This is a genomic window from Cryobacterium sp. (assembly GCF_025463825.1).
Lineage (GTDB): Bacteria > Actinomycetota > Actinomycetes > Actinomycetales > Microbacteriaceae > Cryobacterium.
In genome coordinates, this window is the sequence record NZ_JAODBG010000040.1 from 1 (window position 1) to 19845 (window position 19845).

19 protein-coding genes, 1 tRNA gene and 1 pseudogene are annotated in these 19845 nt (G+C 67.8%); 2 read left to right on the plus strand and 19 right to left on the minus strand.

Going from position 1 to position 19845, the window contains the following annotated elements:
* The 11 genes from JWP54_RS04785 to rplU all read right to left on the minus strand — a co-directional run.
* Positions 1–910: cbb3-type cytochrome c oxidase subunit I (locus tag JWP54_RS04785; protein ID WP_297368055.1), on the minus strand; the 910-nt coding region annotated here is incomplete at its 3' end.
* A gap of 203 nt (positions 911–1113) precedes the next feature.
* A tRNA-Ala gene (locus tag JWP54_RS04790) sits at positions 1114–1190 on the minus strand.
* Between the two features lie 73 nt (positions 1191–1263).
* Entirely contained in the window at positions 1264–1683 is a 420-nt protein-coding gene (rsfS, locus tag JWP54_RS04795; protein WP_297368058.1) for a ribosome silencing factor, read from the minus strand.
* 67 nt (positions 1684–1750) lie between these two features.
* Positions 1751–2614 carry a hypothetical protein gene (locus tag JWP54_RS04800; RefSeq protein ID WP_297368061.1) on the minus strand — a complete coding sequence of 288 codons (864 nt, stop codon included), beginning with the start codon at positions 2612–2614 and terminating at the stop codon, positions 1751–1753.
* 260 nt (positions 2615–2874) lie between these two features.
* Complete coding sequence (nadD, locus tag JWP54_RS04805; RefSeq protein WP_297368064.1) at positions 2875–3468, minus strand: nicotinate-nucleotide adenylyltransferase; 594 nt, start codon at positions 3466–3468, stop codon at positions 2875–2877.
* A gap of 15 nt (positions 3469–3483) precedes the next feature.
* Complete coding sequence (locus JWP54_RS04810; RefSeq protein WP_297368067.1) at positions 3484–3690, minus strand: hypothetical protein; 207 nt, start codon at positions 3688–3690, stop codon at positions 3484–3486.
* Between the two features lie 95 nt (positions 3691–3785).
* Entirely contained in the window at positions 3786–5111 is a 1326-nt protein-coding gene (locus JWP54_RS04815) for a glutamate-5-semialdehyde dehydrogenase (protein WP_297368070.1), read from the minus strand.
* Positions 5112–5115: 4 nt separating this feature from the next.
* A complete protein-coding gene (gene proB, locus JWP54_RS04820) occupies positions 5116–5916 on the minus strand; it encodes a glutamate 5-kinase (protein ID WP_297368114.1) in 801 nt (266 codons plus the stop codon).
* 20 nt (positions 5917–5936) lie between these two features.
* Complete coding sequence (obgE, locus tag JWP54_RS04825) at positions 5937–7520, minus strand: GTPase ObgE (RefSeq protein ID WP_297368072.1); 1584 nt, start codon at positions 7518–7520, stop codon at positions 5937–5939.
* 83 nt (positions 7521–7603) lie between these two features.
* On the minus strand, positions 7604–7861 hold the full coding sequence (gene rpmA, locus JWP54_RS04830; RefSeq protein ID WP_066595878.1) for a 50S ribosomal protein L27: 258 nt from the start codon (positions 7859–7861) through the stop codon (positions 7604–7606).
* A 19-nt stretch (positions 7862–7880) separates the two neighbouring features.
* A complete protein-coding gene (rplU, locus tag JWP54_RS04835) occupies positions 7881–8189 on the minus strand; it encodes a 50S ribosomal protein L21 (protein ID WP_297368096.1) in 309 nt (102 codons plus the stop codon).
* 220 nt (positions 8190–8409) lie between these two features.
* On the opposite strand from rplU, the gene JWP54_RS04840 reads away from it, so the two are divergent.
* On the plus strand, positions 8410–8682 hold the full coding sequence (locus JWP54_RS04840; RefSeq protein ID WP_297368098.1) for a DUF4031 domain-containing protein: 273 nt from the start codon (positions 8410–8412) through the stop codon (positions 8680–8682).
* Between the two features lies 1 nt (position 8683).
* Here the strand turns inward: JWP54_RS04840 and JWP54_RS04845 are convergent, their stop codons facing one another.
* The 4 genes from JWP54_RS04845 to JWP54_RS04860 all read right to left on the minus strand — a co-directional run bounded on the left by JWP54_RS04845 (position 8684) and on the right by JWP54_RS04860 (position 14728).
* Positions 8684–10042: a hypothetical protein gene (locus JWP54_RS04845; protein ID WP_297368100.1), complete on the minus strand. Its 1359-nt coding sequence runs from the start codon at positions 10040–10042 to the stop codon at positions 8684–8686.
* Positions 10043–10127: 85 nt separating this feature from the next.
* Complete coding sequence (locus tag JWP54_RS04850) at positions 10128–10937, minus strand: TIGR03943 family protein (protein WP_297368102.1); 810 nt, start codon at positions 10935–10937, stop codon at positions 10128–10130.
* Complete coding sequence (locus JWP54_RS04855) at positions 10927–11970, minus strand: permease (protein WP_297368103.1); 1044 nt, start codon at positions 11968–11970, stop codon at positions 10927–10929. Before JWP54_RS04855 ends, JWP54_RS04850 begins: the two co-directional genes overlap by 11 nt.
* A gap of 82 nt (positions 11971–12052) precedes the next feature.
* On the minus strand, positions 12053–14728 hold the full coding sequence (locus tag JWP54_RS04860) for an Rne/Rng family ribonuclease (protein WP_297368116.1): 2676 nt from the start codon (positions 14726–14728) through the stop codon (positions 12053–12055).
* A 278-nt stretch (positions 14729–15006) separates the two neighbouring features.
* On the opposite strand from JWP54_RS04860, the gene JWP54_RS04865 reads away from it, so the two are divergent.
* Positions 15007–15606 (plus strand): vitamin K epoxide reductase family protein, encoded by a 600-nt coding sequence (locus JWP54_RS04865; RefSeq protein WP_297368106.1) that lies wholly within the window; start codon positions 15007–15009, stop codon positions 15604–15606.
* Positions 15607–15763: 157 nt separating this feature from the next.
* On the opposite strand, the gene ndk is transcribed toward JWP54_RS04865, so the two are convergent.
* The 4 genes and pseudogenes from ndk to JWP54_RS04885 all read right to left on the minus strand — a co-directional run.
* Positions 15764–16186: a nucleoside-diphosphate kinase gene (ndk, locus tag JWP54_RS04870; RefSeq protein ID WP_297368108.1), complete on the minus strand. Its 423-nt coding sequence runs from the start codon at positions 16184–16186 to the stop codon at positions 15764–15766.
* Positions 16183–16524 carry a DUF4233 domain-containing protein gene (locus JWP54_RS04875; protein ID WP_297368110.1) on the minus strand — a complete coding sequence of 114 codons (342 nt, stop codon included), beginning with the start codon at positions 16522–16524 and terminating at the stop codon, positions 16183–16185. The genes ndk and JWP54_RS04875 overlap by 4 nt, the downstream gene beginning before the upstream one ends.
* The gene (locus JWP54_RS04880) at positions 16521–17891 is read right to left on the minus strand and encodes a folylpolyglutamate synthase/dihydrofolate synthase family protein (protein ID WP_297368112.1); all 1371 of its coding nucleotides are present in this window, start codon (positions 17889–17891) and stop codon (positions 16521–16523) included. Before JWP54_RS04880 ends, JWP54_RS04875 begins: the two co-directional genes overlap by 4 nt.
* A pseudogene (locus JWP54_RS04885) lies at positions 17884–19845 on the minus strand (class I tRNA ligase family protein); the annotation flags it as partial. The pseudogene JWP54_RS04885 and the gene JWP54_RS04880, both read right to left, overlap by 8 nt.

The following is a 19845-nucleotide window of genomic DNA, read 5'->3' on the forward strand; positions in this document are numbered from 1 at the left end:
TCAGGGTCTTGTAGCCGAAGATCGGCTTGCGGCTGAACACGGGGAACACCTCGGACACGATGCCGAAGAACGGCAGCGCGATGATGTAGACCTCTGGGTGGCCGAAGAACCAGAAGAGGTGCTGCCACAGCAGCGCTCCGCCGTTGGCGGGGTCGTAGATGTGGGATTCGAAGATGCGGTCGCTGGCGGCCGCGAGCAAGGCGGCGGCAAGCACCGGAAACGCCATCAGCACCAGCAGTGACGTGACGAGAGAGTTCCAGGTGAAGATCGGCATCCGGAACATGGTCATGCCCGGAGCGCGCATCGTGATGATCGTGGTGATGAAGTTCACGCCACCCAGGATGGTGCCGAAGCCGGACAGGCCGAGGCCCAGCATCCACAGGTTCCCGCCGACTCCCGGCGTGAACGTGGTGTCCGACAGCGGCTGGTACGCGAACCAGCCGAACGACGCTGCCCCCTGCGGGGTGAGGAAGCCGCTGACCGCGATCAGGCTGCCGAAGAAGAAGAACCAGAAAGACAGCGCGTTCAGGCGGGGAAAGGCGACGTCTGGGGCGCCGATCTGCAGGGGCAGCAGCGCGTTGGCGAAACCAAAGAACAGCGGGGTGGCGAACATCAGCAGCAAGATCGTGCCGTGCATGGTGAAAAGCTGGTTGTACTGCTCCCGGGTCTGCACGATCTGCAGGCCGGGTTCGAAGAGCTGGGCTCGGATGATCAGTGCCATCACTCCACCGAGGGAGAAGTAGAGAAACGAGGTGATCAGGTACATGTACCCGATCACCTTGTGGTCGGTCGAGGTGACCCAGGCGACGATCACCGAGCGTTGCCGCCGGCTGGCCGGCGGTGGTGTGATTTGACCGGTGCCGCGCTCCGGCACACCGGACGCAGGGGGCGAAGCGGTGGTGGACGTCATGACAGACAACCTCCCAAAAGTCGCGGCGATTCTCGCGACCACTGTACGGCGGCGACGAGCCGGAAGCTAGAGCGCCGGGACAGTCCGAGTGACTTTTTCCGGATCTCGCCGGAGAACCGGGGCGGAAAAAATTTGGGAAATCTTTCTCCCGCGGGATTGCAAAAACCCCCGATGACTACTGTCATCGGGGGTTTTTGTGTGTCTGGTGGATCCGAGGGGATTCGAACCCCTGACCCCCTGCATGCCATGCAGGTGCGCTACCGGGCTGCGCCACGGACCCAGACTTTGTTTCGAATTCCTCCGAAACAACTTCATTAGGTTACTACATGTTTTGAGTGCTCGAGAACCAAACGCTATTCCGCGGCGTCGATTTCCACAGAAATCTTCGCCTCGGCCTCGTCGGTTGCGCGCGCGCTCGACAGCTCGATCGGGATGACCGGGCAGTCCTTCCACAGGCGCTCGAGGGAGTAGTACACCCGCTCCTCTTCGTGGAACACATGCACGACGAGGTCACCGAAGTCGACGAGGACCCAGCGGCCTTCGGCTCGACCCTCACGACGCAGCGGCTTGTAGCCGGCCTCGATCAGCTTGTCTTCGATTTCGCCGGCGATCGCGACGACGTTGCGCTCCGATCGTCCCGTGACGATGAGGAAGATGTCGGCCAACGGCAACGGGTTGGAGACGTCGATGGCAACGAGGTCCTCCCCCGCTTTCGAGTCGGCGGCGGCGGCGGCCACCTTGAGGAGCTCGAGAGCATGGGCAGAAGCGGTCATCGATTGAATCCCTGGTTTAGTGAATGCGAAAAGGTTGGCATGAAGAAAGTTGGCGGAGAAGAAAGTCTTAGTAGATGTTGAAGGCGTAGCCGACGACGAACAGCGAGAGCACGCCGATCGCCAGGAGCGCGGCGGTGATGGCCAGGACCGTGGGCAGTGATGCTCCACGCTTGCGTGGTGGCGTCATCACACCCCTCGTGGACGTGTGCGTGCTCACGGCGCGACTGGCGCTGACCGGGGCGACATCGTTGTGGTGGCCGGCCTCGTCGAGTTGGTCGAGCATCCGGTCCATCTCCGAGGAATCGAAGAGGTTCGGGTGCTGGCCGGTGGCCCCGAGGCTGCGCGGCAGGTCGATCGACCCGGTGATCATGATCTCACCGGTGCTCGTGATGGGACCGGCCGCACCCTGGCGCGGAATTGCGGGCAGGATCAGTGCGTTCGTGGTGGTGGGGATTCCGCCGGCACCGATGCCGCGGCCCACGAAGTCGTCGAAGGTCTGGTCGTCGCGACGCCCGACGGTCTCGATGTGGCTGTCGTCGTCGCGGTCGACGGACCAGTGGCCGACGGGCGGATGCAGTCCATTGGCGGCGCCGGTCGAGTCGGCGGGCGCCTCCGAGGCGGTGGGGACCGGCGTCGACTCGGACGCCGGACGCACTGTCGGGGCACGCTCGGCGGCCGGTGCGGCGTTGCCCGGTGCAGCGCTTGCCGCTGCGGCGGGCGGCGGGCTGGACTGCGCAGCGCTGGCCGACGCGGCGGCCTGCAGGGCACGCAGTTCGCGGCGGGTGAGGGCGTGGCCGGGGTCCACCACGACGGAGTCGATCACGACGGCGTTCCTGGCCGGTGCCTCTTCGGGAATCGGCAGCGGGGCCGGCGCAGCCTTGGCGCCGGCCGGTTTCACCGCGGGCTGCTCGGCCCGCTGGGGCTTGGCCACCGAAGCCGGCTTCACTGGCGCCGGTTTGACTGGCGCCGGCTTGACCGGCGCCGGCTTGACCGAGGCGGGCGTGTCCGCAGCCGGGGGGACCGGTGCGGGCCTCTCCACGGGAGGGGACGTGTGACGCGAAGAATGAGGCGGTACGTCAGCAGGCGGGTTCGCTTCCGCGTCCGGCGCGCTCTCGGCGACGGCCGGCTCGTTGTCACGGGCCAACTCGCGCAACTGTCGTCGCGTCAGTGGCTGCGGGCTGTTACCCAACGTCATGCCACACTCCGATACAAATGATGCTTTGAGATGTACTGGACAACCCCGTCGGGGACCAAGTACCAGACCGGGAATCCCCGGTTCACGCGTGCCCGGCAATCAGTGGACGAAATAGCCAGAGCCGGAACCTCCAACAAGCTTACGTCCTGGTTAGGCAATCCTGAAATGCTCAGGTCATGTCCCGGACGACTCACAGCCACGAAGTGCGCCAGCTTCCACAACTCCGCGACGTCTTTCCAGCCCAGGATCTGGGTGATGGCATCCGCACCGGTGATGAAGAAAAGCTCGGCATCCGGACGTTCCGCGTGCAGGTCGCGCAGGGTGTCGATGGTGAAGGTGGGACCGGTGCGGTCGATGTCGACCCGGCTCACGGTGAACCGGGGGTTCGACGCCGTCGCGATGACGGTCATCAGGTACCGGTGTTCGGCCCGGGTGACGTCGGCTTTCTGCCAGGGTTGGCCGGTGGGTACGAAGATGACCTCGTCGAGGTCGAAGCTCTGCGCCACTTCGCTGGCGGCCACGAGGTGGCCATGGTGGATGGGGTCGAAAGTGCCGCCCATCACGCCGATGCGTGGGCGATGACGGGTCACCGTCTGCCGGGAGGCTTAGTGGCCGCCGTGGCCGGCTGCGCCACCGTGGGCACGTGCGTAGGCGTCGGCCTTGGCGTTGTGGCGGTTGGCGACATCGCGGTAGGTCCAGAGCACGAAGCCTAGGGCCGCGAAGATCACCAGGGCGACCAGGCCGTAGACCCAGGTGGGTACGGGCAGCTGGGTGTGCTCGACCTCGGCCAGGAAAGCGGTCACGAACAACATGGAATCTCCGTTCACAAAGACTTGGTTCAGCGGATGGCACAGGCGGACGGCCCGGCTACCGCGACCAGTCTAGCGGGGGTGCCCGCAGAGGCTGGCTACGCCCGCACGTGGCCGCTGCCGCGCACGATCCACTTGGTGCTGGTGAGTTCCGGCAACCCCATCGGCCCGCGGGCGTGCAGCTTCTGGGTGGAGATGCCGACCTCCGCGCCGAAACCGAACTCGCCGCCGTCGGTGAACCGGGTGGACGCGTTGACCATCACCGCCGCGGAGTCGACCTCGTTCAGGAACCGCTCCGCGTTGACGATGTCGTTGGTGATGATCGACTCGGTGTGACCGGTCGAGTAACGGCGGATGTGCCCGATGGCCGCGTCGAGGTCGGCGACCACGGCGACGGCGAGGTCCAGGCTCATGTATTCGGTGGCCCAATCCTCGTCGGTTGCCTCGAGCGCGGCCGGGTACAGAGCCCGCACCGCCGCATCGCCGTGGATGGTGACGCCGGCCTCGACGAGCTTGTCGAGCACCGTCGGGAGCAGGCGGGCCGCGGCGGCCTGGTGCACCAGCACGGTCTCCACGGCGTTACAGACGCTCGGCCGCTGCACCTTGGCATTGTGCACGATGTCCCGGGCCCAGTCGATGTCGGCCGACGCATCCAGGAAGATGTGCACCACACCGGCGCCGGTTTCGATCACGGGAACGGTGGACTCGGTCACGACGGCCTGGATCAGGCCGGCGCTGCCGCGGGGTATCAGGACGTCGACAAGACCGCGGGCCTGCATCAGCCTGGCCGCGCCTGAGCGCCCGAACGGGTCGATGGTCTGCACGGCTGCGGCGGGCAGGCCGGCACCGACGAGTGCCTGTTGGATCAATCCGACGAGCACCCGGTTGGAGTTCTCGGCCGCCGAACCACCGCGGAGCACCGCCGCGTTGCCGCTCTTGAGAGCCAGGGCGGCAATGTCCACGGTCACGTTGGGGCGGGCTTCATAGATCACGCCGACGACGCCGAACGGAACTCGCACCTGAGCGATCTTGACCCCGTTGGGCAGGCTGCTGCCGCGGACGACCTCGCCGACCGGGTCGGTGAGCCCCTCGATATCGCCGACGGCGTCGGCCAACGCCAGGATGCGGGCTTCGTCGAGGGTGAGCCTGTCGAGCAGTCCGGCGCCGAGGCCGTTGGTCTCGCCGGCGGCGAGGTCGGACGCATTCGCGGCAACGATGTCGGCGAGGTTGTCCCGCAGCGCCTGCGCGATACCGCGCAGCGCCCGGTTCTTCACCTCGGTTGGGGCGGTGGACAGCGCGAGCGACGCGGTGCGGCCGGCCACCAGCAACGCCGTGAAAGCATCCGTCCCGGCCTCCGCCGGGCGGGCACCCGCGTCGGAGTGGGAGGGGGCGGCAGGCACGGTGGCGGGAAGGGTCTGCGACATGCCCCTAGTTTAGGCCGGCCTGGCCACCTCTGCCCGGGTGAGCCGGTTCGAACCAGGTGCCGATCCGGTCGCCACCGAGGGCTTCGGCGACGAGCGCCGTGGAGGTCACCAGCACGGCGGTCCCGGCCTGCGCCGCGATCCGGGCGGCGGAGACCTTGGTCCCCGCGCCACCGGTACCGACACCGGACTGGGACACGCCGAATTCGACACCGGGCAGGGTGTCCCCCAGCGCGACGTGATCGATGCGTTCGGCACCCGGCAGGTGCGGCGGGCGGGTGTACAGGGCGTCCACGTCGCTGAGCAGCACAAGAAGGTCCGCCCTCACCAGGGTGGCGACGAGGGCGGCCAGGCGGTCGTTGTCGCCGAAGCGAATCTCGTGCGTGGCGACGGTGTCATTCTCGTTCACGATCGGCAGGATGCGCAGCCCGAGCAGTCGGTCCATGGCGCGCTGCGCATTGCTGCGCGGCGCTGCGTTCTCCAGGTCTCCGGCGGTCAGGAGCACCTGGCCGGCGATGATGTCATACCGGTCCAGGCTGTCCTGGTACCGGAAGATCAGCAGGTTCTGGCCCACGGAGGCCGCCGCCTGCTGGGTGGCCAGGTCGGTGGGGCGTTCGTCGAGCTGCAGGTAGGGCATCCCCGTGGCGATCGCGCCGGAGGACACCAGCACCACCTCGGTTCCGCGGCCGTGCGCGGCGGCCAGGGCGTCGACCAATGGGGCGATCTGGCCCACGTTAGCGCCGCTGATCGATGAGGATCCCACCTTCACGACGATGCGTGTCGCCGATGCGACGCCGCTGCGATCCAGCGGGCGCCTTCCCCCGCCGGTCACTCGGAGCCGCCCTCCTTGGTGCGACGGCGGGACGCGTTGTTCTCGGTGACTTCGCCGTCGGTGCCGTTGTATTCCTCCTCGCCGGTGGACCACATGCCGGCTTCGCGCTCACGGATGAGCTCGGCACGGGCAGCCGCCTTGGCGTCCATCCGGCCGAGGTACTCTTCCCGGCGTTCGTTGCTGGTGCGGCGCTTGGAGTCGTCCATTCGGCTGTCGGTACCGCGCGGAGCGGTGATCAGCTCGGCGGTGGAGGTGAGGGTGGGCTCCCAGTCGAAGATCATGCCGTCGCCCGGGCCGATCACGACTGTCGAACCGGCGACGGCGCCGGCCTTGAACAGTTCGTCTTCGGTGCCCAGCTTGGCGAGCCGGTCGGCGAGGAAGCCGACGGCTTCGTCGTTCTTGAAGTCGGTCTGCTGCACCCAACGCTCCGGCTTGGCACCGAGGATGCGGAAGATGTTGCCGAACGAACCGCCCTCGACACGCACGATGAAGCCGCTGTCGTCGACGGCCTTGGGGCGGATGACGATGCGGGGCTTGAGCGCGGCCGCCTCGGCGCTCGTGATCCGGCCGGCCTCGACGGTTTCGGCGAGGGCGAAGTTCAGCTGGCGCAGGCCCTCATGGCTCACGGTGGAGATCTCGAAGACCCGGTAGCCGCGCTCTTCGAGCTCGGCCTTCACGAAGGCAGCGAGTTCGCGGCCCTCCGGCACGTCGATCTTGTTCAGCGCGATCAGCTGCGGGCGCTCGAGCAGCGGCGTCTGGCCATCCGGAACCGGGTACGCGGCGAGTTCGCCGAGGATCACGTCCAGGTCGCTGATCGGGTCGCGGCCCGGGTCCAGCGTCGCGCAGTCCAGCACGTGGAGGAGTGCGGTGCAGCGCTCGACGTGGCGGAGGAATTCCAGGCCGAGCCCCTTGCCCTCGCTGGCGCCCTCGATGAGTCCGGGAACGTCGGCGACGGTGTAGCGCACCTCGCCGGCGTCGACGACGCCGAGGTTGGGGTGCAGGGTGGTGAAGGGGTAGTCCGCGATCTTGGGCCGGGCCGCGGACATGGCGGCGATCAGGCTGGACTTGCCGGCCGACGGGTAGCCGACGAGCGCGACATCCGCCACGGTCTTGAGCTCGAGGAGGACGTCGCCTTCCCAGCCGTAGGTGCCGAGCAGCGCGAAGCCGGGCGCCTTGCGCTTGGTGGAGGCAAGGGCGGCGTTGCCGAGCCCGCCCTGGCCGCCGGGCGCGACGACGATTCGGTCGCCGACCTCGGTCATGTCGGCGAGCTGGTTTCCCTCGGTGTCCTTGACCACGGTGCCGAGCGGGACCGACAGCTCGATGATGTCGCTGCTGTAGCCGTTGCGGTGATCCCCCATACCGGGTCCGCCGTTGGCGGAGCTGCGGTGGGGGGAACGGTGGAAGGAGAGCAGGGTGGTGACCTGCGGGTCGGCGACGAGGACGATGTCGCCACCGTTGCCGCCGTTTCCGCCATCGGGTCCGGCGAGAGGCTTGAACTTCTCGCGTTTGACCGAGACACAACCGTTTCCTCCGTTGCCCGCTCGCAGGTGCAGCGTGACTTGGTCAACGAACGTGGCCATGGGAATGCCCCTTTCAGTGGCGATAAAAACAAACATGAGGACGAGCCGAAGCCCGCCCTCATGCCGAAAAGCTGTGTGGATGCCTAAGCGGCGGCCACCACGATGTTGACGACCTTACGGCCGCCCTTTGCACCGAACTCGACCGAGCCGGCTTCGAGGGCGAAGAGAGTGTCATCTCCACCACGGCCGACGTTCACGCCGGGGTGGAAGTGGGTGCCACGCTGACGGACGATGATCTCGCCCGCGCCGACAACCTGACCACCGAAGCGCTTCACGCCGAGGCGCTGCGCGTTGGAGTCACGACCGTTGCGAGTGGAACTCGCACCTTTTTTGTGTGCCATTTGTTCTTCTCCTCAGGCCTTAGGCGATGCCGGTGACCTGAACGCGAGTGAGCTCCTGACGGTGCCCCTGACGCTTCTTGTAACCGGTCTTGTTCTTGAACTTCTGGATGACGATCTTCGGGCCGCGGAGGTCGTTGAGGACCTCGGCGACGACCTTGACCTTGGCCAGCGACGTCGAGTCCGAGGTGATCTTGTCGCCGTCGACGAGAAGCACGGCGGCCAGCTCGACGTTGCCGTCCTTGTCAGCCTTGATACGGTCCATCGTTACGATGGTCCCGACCTCTACCTTCTCCTGCCGCCCACCGGCGCGCACAACTGCGTAAACCACTTTACGTACCTATCTCTGGGGAACCCCGGGGGCTCCGATTCCTATGATGGAAAGTTACCGGTGCGAGTAATCCAAGTCGGACCATCACACGCAGAAAACCTTGGCGCTCGCGTGGACATAGTCCTTCGCACACCAACACTCGACTTTAGCGGATCGGAATGCCCCGGTCAAACCATGTCGATACAGCGTGTCGCGCCGTGCTCCTGCCTACACTCGCGGGATGGGCATACTGATCGACCAGCCGGCGTGGCCGGCGCACGGAACCCTCTGGTCGCATCTGGTCAGCGACTCCTCGCTGGCGGAACTGCACGCTTTCGCGGCCGCGCAGGGCATCCCCCGCCGGGGCTTCGATCGTGACCACTATGACGTTCCCCAGTCCAGGTACGACAGCCTGGTGGCGGCCGGCGCCGAGCCGGTCGACTTCCGGGGGCTCGTCACCCGGTTGCGTGCCAGCGGCCTTCGGGTGCGGGCCAGGGACCGCCGCGGCGTCTAGTTCACCAGGTGGCGTCCATTCCCACGATGCTGCGGGTGATGGCTCCCGTGTCGAGGTCAACGAAGACCACCGTGGCCGTCGTCGCCTGAGCCCCCACGGGATACCCGTCACTCACCTGCGTGTCGCTGTTCGGCACCGTCTGGATCGCCAGGTACTGGTCGTTCGGGGACAGGTCGAAGCCCACGATGGTTTCGGTGGCCAACGCCGGCTGGTAGACCACCCGGCTGACTTCCGCGCCGGGTTCCCCGGTGACGAGGGTGAGATACTGCACCACCCGGCCGGTGGCCTGGTCGAATTCGGCGACTCGCTGGACGTAGCCCTCTCCCCCGGTGAGGAAGCGCAGTTCCGCGGTGTACGGCGTCGTCCCGGCCACATCCCGGGGCACGATCGGGTCCTCGGTACCGGTGGACAGGTCAAGGACATACTGCCGCTCCTGGTCGGACACGGCGATGCGCACCCCGTCCGGGGCAAAGGCGTTGAGGTTGGCGAACTGGCCGATCGGGACGGCGGCGGTGCCGGCGGCGGGGTCAACCAGCAGGAGGGTCGTATCAAAGATCTGGGCGACAAGTTCGCCGCGGTTGGCCAGGAAGCCCCAGCTGATGGCCTGGACCGGGGCGCCGTCGAGCCCGTCGACGGTGGCCAGCGTGCCGCGGGTGAGGTCCAGGAGGAACAGGGTGTTGTCGTACTCGGTGCCAAGAGCGCCGGGCACGCTGCTGAACCGGAAACCGAGGGTCGCCGACACCGTGGACGCCTGGAGCTCCTGAACGGTCCCGGTGCCGGGCAGGGTGAGTTCGGCGGCCTTTCCGTCGGAGTCGACGAGGCTCAGCCGGCTGGTCAGGTCGTCGGCGAGGGTCACGACCGCGAGCCCGTCGCCGGTGGGGACGAAGGCCTGGATGTACGGGGCGGAAAAGACCTCCGTCGTGTCGGCGGACCCGACGGTGGTGCGCACGATGCGGTCGGGGGCCTTGGTGGACTCACCGGGCAGGGCCGGCATCCGGCTGAGCACGTAGAGCGGTGACTCGCCGGTCCGGAAGGAGGTGGACAGGGTGGACACCCGGTCGGGGAACGGCCCGGTGACGCCGGAGACGCCGACGGTGTACTCGGTGTCGTAGTCCAACGGTTGGGAGAAGACGACGATGACGGTGTCGTTGGTGGTCTGAACCTGGACGGCGCTGGCGGGTGTCACCGTGACCTGCTCGGCGGTGACCTCGGCCAGTTGTTGGTTGGTCTCGAGCACCAGGCGCTGATTGGCCTTGGTCACCACCGCGCTCGTGTCGATGCTGGTGCCGGTGAGCCGCGGCCCGTTGAGCACGTTGACGGCCACGAGGCCGAGGCACAGCACCAGGAGCCCGACGATCATCGCCCCGAGGGTGCGCCGGAACCGCCTGTCGGCGGCCCGTCTCGCCGGGGACGGCTCTGCCGGCATCCGCTCGGGAGTCACTGGTTCAGTAGACATACGGGTCGCTCGGCTGCTCGACGGACTCGATTGTGGCGGGCTCCACCGCGAGGGCCGCCTTCGCCAGGCCGCTGGGGTTGGGGGTGAACGTGCCCGCCACCTCGACCCATGCATCGGTTGTGTAGGTGTTCGACCAGCCCGGCAGGTAGACGGGAACGCCGATGGGCTGGGCGTCGACGGCGCAACAGGTGACCACGAACCGGGCGACGTAGAAGACGTTCTCCGGATCGTCGGTGTCCGGCAGCACGAAACCGGTGAGCTTCGCGGACTTGTCGGCGAAGAGCGCCGGATCGTCGGACTGAGCGAGCAGCGACACCCATTCCTTCACGCTGAGCCGTTCATAATCCCCGTTTCCCACCAGGGTGGCCGCCTGCTCCGCCGCATCCGTCGTGTCCAGGCCGCCCGAGTTGACCTCGCGCTGGGTGGCCGTGGCGCTGGTCAGCGTGGCCGGGGGGATCGCCAGGACCGTCACGGCGGCGATCAGGAGCAGCATTCCGCTGCCGGTCACGGACAGGGCCAGCCGGCGCGGGCTGGTGCGTTCGGCGGGGGCCGATGCCAGGAAGGACGACGAGAAAAAGAACGACGCCACCACGAAGACCAGGCCGAGGGCGGCCATCACCAGGGTGAAACCGAAGTACCGGGGGTGGATGTACAGCCCCAGCTGGCCGGTCGCGCCCAGCCACACCGTCGCCACGACGACGACCAGGCTCAGCCCGATGCCGCGCCAGTGCTCGGCCAGCCCTGCCGACCAGCCCGTTCCGCGCCGGCTGTCGGCGACCGTCGTGCGCCTAGCCGACATAGTTCAGCAGCAATCCCGCCGCGGCGCTCATGAGCGCGACGAGCGCGGTGATCTGCACCAGGGTGCGGGTGCTGAAGGTCGTGCGCATGAGGGCCAGCATCTTGACGTCGATCATGGCTCCGAAGGTGAGGAAGGCGGCGATACCGCCGGGCATGAAGGTGCTGCCGAACGACAGCACGAAGAAGGCGTCCACGTTGGAGCAGACCGCCACGATGAAGGCCAGCGCCATCATGGCCAGCACGGACCAGACCGGGTTGCTGCCAAGAGCCAGCAACACCGACCGGGGGACGAACACCTGGGTGAGCGCCGCGACGAGCGACCCGATGAACAGCGCCGGCATGATGACGGCAGTCTCCCTGGCGAACAGGTCGACGGAGGTGTGGATTCGGCTCGGAGTCCGGCCGCGCTGGGGACCGTGGTCATGGTCATGGTCGTGCCCGGCAGGCTCGGGGCGGGCGCAGCTGGCGGCGAAGGACGGCGTGAGGAGGCTGTCCGGGTTCGGGTGTCGGCTGAACAGCCAGCCGATGACGTTCGCGATGATGAACCCGGCCACGATCCGGGTGATCAGGATGCCGTCGCCGAAACCGAACGCCTGGTGGGTGGTGATGATGGTGATCGGGTTGAGGATCGGAGCGGCCAGCAGGAAGGTGATCGACTCGGGCACGGTGAACCCGCCGACCATGAACCCGCGGGCCAGCGGCACGTTCCCGCACTCGCAGACCGGGAAGAACATACCCAGGAGCGAGATGGCCGCCCGGCGCAGCAGGGGCTGGCGGGGCAGGAAGCGCAGCAGGAAACCGTGCGGCAGCCAGACCTGCACGACGGTGGAAAGCAAGATGCCGAGGAACACGAACGGCGCCGACTCGATGATGACGCTCAGCGCCAGCGTGATGGTGTCCTGGGTGCGGTCCGGCAAGCCCCAGCCGGCGAAGGCCGGGCTCACCGCGCGCACGGTGAAGGCGAGGGCCACGAGGACGACACCGAGGATCAGGCCGGTGGGGATGCGACGCGCTCCCACTCGATCCCCGCGCATCCGTCCAGCCTAGACCAGCGCCGGGGGACGGAAAACGGCGCCGCCGTGGAGGCGGCGCCGTTCATTCGGCTTCGTACGGGCGTTACCGGTTCTCCGGTGCGGGGATCACGATCGGAGTCGCGGCCGCGGCGGTCGGACCGCCGGCGGTGGTCACCCGCCGGCTGCGTGAGCGCCCCTGGCCGGGCTGCTTGGGCTCCGGCAGGGCATCCAGGACGGAGTCCAGCAGCTGGTCGGTGACCTGCTTGCTGACCGGCCGGCGGTTCCGCGGGGACTTCTTGACCGGGATGTCGAGGATCTCAACGCCGTCGGAGTCCGGGGCGCCGGCATCCGCACGGTCGGTGGTCGCCGCCGCCTGAGCCGAGCCGCGTGCGGTCTCGACGGTCTTCGGCTCCTCGACGGTGTCGGCGCCGTCCACGGTGCCGCTGACGATTCCGGCGGTGTCTGCGGAGTCATCGGCCGGGCGGCTGGCGCGGTTGCCGGAGCGGCCGCGGGTGCCTCTCGAGTTAGATCGGTCGGTGGTCGCCGGGTCGGTGCCTGCCGGTCCGGCGTCGACGGAATCCGACCCGGCGGCAGCGACCTCGGCCGCGACGACCTCGGTTGCGGCCGGTTCGAGCGCCGGCGCTGTCGCGGTGGCGTCGGATACGGCCGCGGTGCCGGCCTGACCGGCCTCGGCCGGCGCGATCACCGGGATCGACCCGGTGAGTGAGCCTTTGATCGTGCGCGCCGCGATCAGGGCGAGGGCGTGCTTGGCGTCCTCGGTGATCCCGTGGGTCCCGTGGCCGGCCTTGGCGGCGTCGGTGGCCGCCTGGGGGGCGTGGCCGTTGCCGGCCGAGCCGTTGCTGCGGGATCCGCCCTGGCCGTTGTCGTGGCCGTTGCCGTTCGACTTGCTGCGCGGGCGACGCTCCTGCGGCGGCTGCGCGGTCTGGCGGTGCTTGACGACGGGATCGTGGTGGATGACGATTCCGCGGCCGGCGCAGGCCTCGCAGTTCTCGCTGAAGGACTCGAGCAGGCCAAGGCCCAGCTTCTTCCGGGTCATCTGCACGAGTCCGAGAGAGGTGACCTCGGCCACCTGGTGCTTGGTGCGGTCACGGCTGAGGCACTCGACCAAGCGTCGCAGCACCAGGTCGCGGTTGGACTCGAGCACCATGTCGATGAAGTCCACGACGATGATGCCGCCGATGTCGCGCAGGCGCAGCTGGCGCACGATTTCGTCGGCCGCCTCGAGGTTGTTCTTGGTGACGGTCTCTTCGAGGTTTCCACCCGAGCCGACGAACTTGCCGGTGTTGACGTCGACGACGGTCATCGCCTCGGTGCGGTCGATCACGAGGGAGCCACCGGAGGGCAGCCAGACCTTGCGGTCGAGCGCTTTCTCGATCTGCTCGGAGATGCGGTACTCGTCGAAGGCGTCTCGCTCGCCCTCGTAGCGCTGCACGCGCTCGACGAGGTCGGGTGCCACCTGGCGCAGGTAGGACTCGATGATCTCCTGGGAGTCGTCGCCGGAGATGATCATCCTGTGGAAGTCCTCGTTAAAGACGTCCCGAACGATCTTGATGAGCAGGTCGGGTTCGCTGTGCAGCAGGGCCGGGCCGGAAACGGTGTCGACCTGCTTGGCGATCGAGGCCCACTGGGCCGTGAGGCGGTTGACGTCCAGGGTGAGCTGTTCGTCGGTCGCACCCTCAGCGGCGGTGCGCACGATGACGCCCACGTTGTCGGGCAGCACCTCTTTGAGAATCTTCTTGAGGCGGGCTCGCTCGGTATCCGGGAGCTTGCGGCTGATGCCGTTCATGGAACCGTTGGGCACGTAGACGAGGTAACGTCCCGGCAGCGACACCTGGCTGGTGAGCCGGGCGCCCTTGTGGCCGATCGGGTCCTTGGTGACCTGAACGAGGACCTTGTCGCCGGGCTTGAGGGCCAGTTCGATCCGGCGGGTCTGGCTGCCGCCCGGGGAGTTCACCGCTGCGGCGTCCCAGTCGACCTCGCCCGAGTACAGCACGGCGTTGCGGCCGCGGCCGATGTCCACGAAGGCGGCTTCCATACTGGGCAGAACGTTCTGCACCCGGCCGAGGTAGACGTTGCCGATCAGCGACGCATCCTGGTTCTTGGCCACGTAGTGCTCGACGAGCACGCCGTCTTCGAGGACGCCGATCTGGATCTTGTTGTGCTTGGCGCGGACGACCATGGCGCGGTCGACCGACTCACGGCGGGCGAGGAACTCGGCCTCGGTGATGACCGGGCGGCGACGGCCGGCGTCGCGGCCGTCGCGGCGGCGCGGCTTCTTGGCTTCCAGGAGGGTCGAGCCCTTGATGCGCTGCGGTTCGGTGATGAGCTCCGGTTCGCGCGGGGTGCGGACCCGGACGACGGTGTTGGCGGGGTCGTCGCTGCGGCCCTCCTCGCCGGTGCGACGGCGCGCACGGCGGCGAACCGTCGAGGACTCCTCGGCGTCGTCGTCCTCGTCGTCGAGAACGCGTCCGCCGGTTCGAACCGGCGCCGGAAGGATGGCCGGCGCCTGGAAGATCAGGGATGTCGTCGGGCGGCGGACCGTTTCGACGCTCTCGTCGTACGGGGTGGGCAGCGCTGGGAACGCGACCGGCTGGTCGATGGCGTCCGCCGCCAGGGCTTCAACATCCAGCACGGGCTCGACGGGCGTTGACGCTACGTCGATGGCCGGTGCGGGCTGCTGTGCCGGGGCTGCCTTTCTGGTTGTCTTGCGAGTGCCGAACAGGCCCTTGCGCTTCTTGTTGTCGTTGTCTTCCACCATCACTGGTGCGCTCCTTGACCGCTGTGGGTGACCGCGCCACCCACTCGGCTACTCTCTCGAGCGACGCTTCCGCTTGCGCGAAAACCCCGCGAATCCTTTTGCGTCCTGCAACCGGCTCTTGGCTCTGGTTGCTAATACCTTTGGTCTACGACCAATAAATCTGGGCGAATGCCGCCCATTAAGCCTTATGGCATCGGTTTGAGCGCGGCTCAAACGACTGTTTCGATTATCGCATGCATTCTCAGGGTCGCGTGCGCGCCACATGACATAATCCGTACGTGCCATCCACAGTGTCAAAAAAGCCTCCCATCGGCCTTGCCGTCTTCCTGGTGATCGCCGGCGCGATCGGCTTCGCCGCGGCTTGTGCACTCACCCTGGACAAGATCGCGCTGCTGGAAGATCCGGCCGCCCAGTTGTCCTGCAACTTCAGTGTCCTCGTCGGCTGCAGCACCAACCTGGGCTCCTGGCAGGGCGCTGTGTTCGGCTTCCCGAACCCGCTGATCGGCGTGGCCGGCTGGAGCGTTGTGGTCACCATCGGCGCGGCCATCCTCGGCGGCGCGTCGTTCAGACGCTGGTTCTGGCTCGGCCTCAACCTGGGGGTGACGGGTGCGCTGGCTTTCGTGATCTGGCTCATGGGCCAGAGCTTCTTCGTGCTCGACGTGCTCTGCCCGTGGTGCATGGTCACGTGGACGGTGACGATCCCGGTGTTCCTCGCCGTGACCCTGTACAACCTCAAGACCGGCATCATCCCCGCCCCGGCACGCGTCCGCCGCGCCGCCGCCGGCGCCTACTCCTGGCTCTTCGTGATCACCATCGCCTGCTACATCGTCGCCGCGACGATCGCGCAGGTCCAAATGGACGTCCTGAACCGCCTCTGACCCCCGCGAAGGAAAAAGGACGGAAAAAAGGACTCTATGGTCGATTCCGCCCGTATGACCGCACTATTTCCTTATCACCGTGCGGTTCTGGAGAGCGAGAAGGCCCCGAGAACTTTCGTTCCGGGGCCTTCGTCATTGCTGGTACTGAGGGCTGGGGTCAGGCGAACCAGAGGGCCAGCTCGCGGGCGGCGGATTCGGGCGAGTCCGAGCCGTGCACCAGGTTCTGCTGCACCTTCAGGCCCCAGTCCCGGCCGAGGTCGCCGCGGATGGTTCCGGGCGCCGCGGTGGTGGGGTCCGTGGTGCCGGCGAGGGCGCGGAAGCCCTCGATGACCCGGTCACCGGCGACCCGGATGGCCAGGATCGATCCGCTTTCCATGAACTCGACGAGCGGCTCGAAGAACGGCTTGCCGGCGTGCTCGGCGTAGTGCTCGGCGAGGAGCGAACGCTCCGCCTGCACAAGCTTGATGTCGACGAGGGAGTAGCCCTTCGCCTCGATGCGGCGGAGGATCTCGCCGGCGAGATTGCGGGCAACGCCGTCCGGCTTGACCAATACGAGTGTTTCCTGAACCTGAGTGCTCATGTGTTCTCCTTCTGCTGTCGGTCTATTCTGGTGCCGGTGATCATGCAGTAGACCCACATGCCGGCGAACAAGGCCCCGACGACGAACATCGCCGGGTTGAGGAAGCCGGTGGCGACGATGATGACCTGGACGGCCCAGCCGATCCCGTAGGCCCAGGGAAACCGTAACAACCCGAGCGTGGCGACCATGATCAGGCAGAGCAGCGCTCCCCCGCCCAGGGTGACCCAGGCCGGGAGGTCGCTGAGCCCGAAGATCACCAGGGTCGCCAGGAACACCACCACGAGCTCGAAGCCGAGCACGATGGAGGCGAGCGAGCGGCGTACGCTTCCCCCTCTCACGGGGTCAACCAGTCTCCCGCGTCGGCCAGCGCAACGGCGTCGCCGACGAGGGTGATCGACCCCGCCACGAGCACGGCGCGTTTGGGCTCGTCCTGCGCCCAGCCGCGGGCTGCGTCCAGGGCCTGAGCGAGGTCGCCGAACCGGAAGGTGTCCGCGTCGCCGACGTGCTCGGCGACCAGGTCGGCCAGCTCGTCAACCGGCACGGCGCGCTCGGAGTGCGACTGGGTGACGTGGAAACGGCTGGCGATGGGGCGGAGGGCCTCGACGATGCCACCGGCGTCCTTGTCGGCCAGGATGCCGACGACGACGACGATCTCATCGAAGTCGAAGTAGCTTTGCAGCGCCGCAGTGAGGGCCAGGGCGCCATGCGGGTTGTGCGCGGCGTCGACGAGCACGGTCGGCTCGATGCCGACCAACTGCAGGCGTCCCGGCGAGGTCGCCGTGGCGAGCCCCTCCACCAGGATGTCTTCGACGAGCGCCTGGCTGCCGGCGCCGAGGAACGACTCGACGGCGGCGATGGCGACGGCGGCGTTCTGTGCCTGATGGGTGCCGTACAGCGGCAGGAACAGCTCGGAGTAGGTGCCGGCGATGCCGCGCACCGAGATGAGCTGGCCGCCCACCGCGACGTGGCTGGCGAGGAGCTCGAACTGGGCGCCCTCGCCAACGAGGGTGGACTCGGTCAGTTCGGCGGCGCGGTTCAGCTCCGCCAGTGCCTCCGGCACCTGGCCGGCGGTGACGATGGCCGCCGCGGGCTTGATGATGCCCGCCTTGGTGCGCGCGATCTCGGCGATGGTGCTGCCCAGCCGCTTGGTGTGGTCCAGCGCGATTGGGGTGAACACCGCCACCTGGCCGTCGGCCACGTTGGTGGAGTCCCATTCACCGCCCATGCCCACCTCGAGCACGACAACGTCGACGGGGGCATCCGCGAAGCAGGCGAAGGCCAGCACCGTGAGCGCCTCGAAGAAGGTCAGCGGAACGTCGCCGGCGGCTTCGAGCTCGGCGTCGACCATGCGCAGGTAGGGCTGGATGTCGGCCCAGTTCGCGGCGAGGGCCTCGTCGCTGATGGACTGACCGTCGATCACGATGCGCTCGTTGAGTCGGACCAGGTGCGGGCTCACGAGGAGGCCGGTCCGCAGCCCGTAGGCACGCAGGATGCTCTCGATGATGCGGCTCGTGCTGGTCTTGCCGTTCGTGCCCGTCACGTGGATGATCGGGTAGGAATTCTGCGGGTCGCCCAGCAGTTCAACGGCGCGGCGGGTGGGCTGCAGGCGCGGTTGCGGCAAACCCTCGCCGACCCGCTCGAGCAGCGCGGACAGCACGGCGTCGCCGGCGTCCCGGAATTCGTCGGGGAAGTAATCGTCAGACATGTATGGTTCCTTTGTCGCGGGCGACGGCAACGATCACCGGGGCGGAGTTCGCGTAGTGGTTGGCCTCGAAACGCACGTAGTGCTCGACGGGGGTGCCGGTCAGGCCGGGCAGCCACTCCGCCGGTGTGCCGGCGGCGAGCACGTCGGCGTCGACGGACGAGGAGGTGTGGGAGGCGAAACGGGTGGCCAGGGTCTCCCCGGGCACGTCGACGGCGGTGGCGAGGGCGAAGGTCGCCGCATCCGCTTCGTCGAAGAAGACCAGGTCGAGCCGGATGCGGTCGCTGACCTCGAAGCCCGCTGACTTGCGGGTGTCCTGCACGGCCCGGATCAGGTCGCGGGCCAGGCCCTCAGCTTCCAGCTCCGGTGTGGTGGTGGTCTCCAGCAGCACGAAGCCGCCGCCGGCCAGCAGCGCTAGCGCCGAGCTGTTCAGCACCGACTCCGCGTCGGCCGCGGTGGACGCTGCCTGCAGTTCGAGCTCGTACTCCCCCGCTGCCAGGGCGATGCCGCCGGCGGTGACGACACCGTCGGTCTCGCTCCAGTCTCCGGTGCGGGCGGCCTTGATGACCTGCTGCACCTGCTTCCCCAGGCGCGGGCCGGCTGCCCGCGCGTTGACGGTGAGCTTGGAGGTGATGCCGTAGCTCTCGGCACTGTCCGGCTGCTGCTCGACGAGGGTGACGGCCTTCAGGTTCAGCTCGTCCCGCAGGATGCCCTCGAACCCGGCCAGCGCGGCCGTGTTCGTGGTCACCACGGTGAGGTTCGCCAACGGCAGCCGTACCCGCAGGCCCGCCTTCTTGCGGAGCGACAGCACGGTGGAGCTGATCAGGCGCACCTGGTCCATGGCCGTGACCAGGCCCGGATCGGCGGGGAAGACCGCGGCATCGGGCCAGTCGGTCAGGTGCACGCTGCGCCCGCCGGTCAGGCCCTGCCAGATGCGCTCGGAGACGAGCGGGAGCAGTGGTGCTGCCACCCGGGTCACCGTTTCGAGCACCGTATACAGGGTGTCGAAGGCGTCGGCGCCGGTGCCGTCGGCGGCGACTCCGGCCCAGAACCGGTCGCGGGAACGGCGCACGTACCAGTTGGTCAGCACATCGGCGAAGTCGCGCAGGCGGGCGGCGGCGAGGGTGCTGTCGAGCCGTTCGAGGTCTCCGGTGACGTCCGCGATCAGGTCGCGGGTCTTGGCCAGCAGGTATCGGTCGAGCACGTCGGTCGAGTCTGTGCGCCAGGTGGCGGTGTGGCCGGTGGCGTTGGCGTAGAGCGAGAAGAAGTACCAGGTGCTCCACAGCGGCAGCAGCATCTGGCGGGTGCCCTCGCGGATGCCCTCTTCGGTGACGATCAGGTTGCCGCCGCGCAGCACCGGGGAGCTCATCAGGAACCAGCGCATGGCATCGGAGCCGTCACGGTCGAAGACCTCAAAGACGCTCGGGTAGTTGCGCAGCGACTTGCTCATCTTCTGGCCGTCGTTGCCCAGCACGATGCCGTGGGACACGCAGGTGCGGAACGCCGGCTTGTCGAACAGCGCAGTGGCCAGCACGTGCAGCGTGTAGAACCAGCCGCGGGTCTGCCCGATGTACTCGACGATGAAATCACCGGGGAAATGCGCGTCGACCCCGGACTCACCGTCGGGACCGGCCTCTCCCGCCACCCCACCCGGACTTCCGTCGAACCATTTCTGGTTCTCGAACGGATAGTGCACCTGCGCGTACGGCATCGAGCCGGAGTCGAACCAGACGTCCAGCACGTCCTCGATCCGTCGCATGGTCGAGCGGCCCGTCGGGTCGTCCGGGTTGGGCCGGGTCAGCTCGTCGATGTAGGGCCGGTGCAGGTCGGCCGGGCGGACCCCGAAGTCGGCGGCCAGTTTGTCCAGCTAGCCGTACACGTCGGTCCGCGGGTACAGCGGGTCGTCCGAGGTCCAGACCGGGATCGGTGATCCCCAGAACCGGTTCCGGGAGATTGA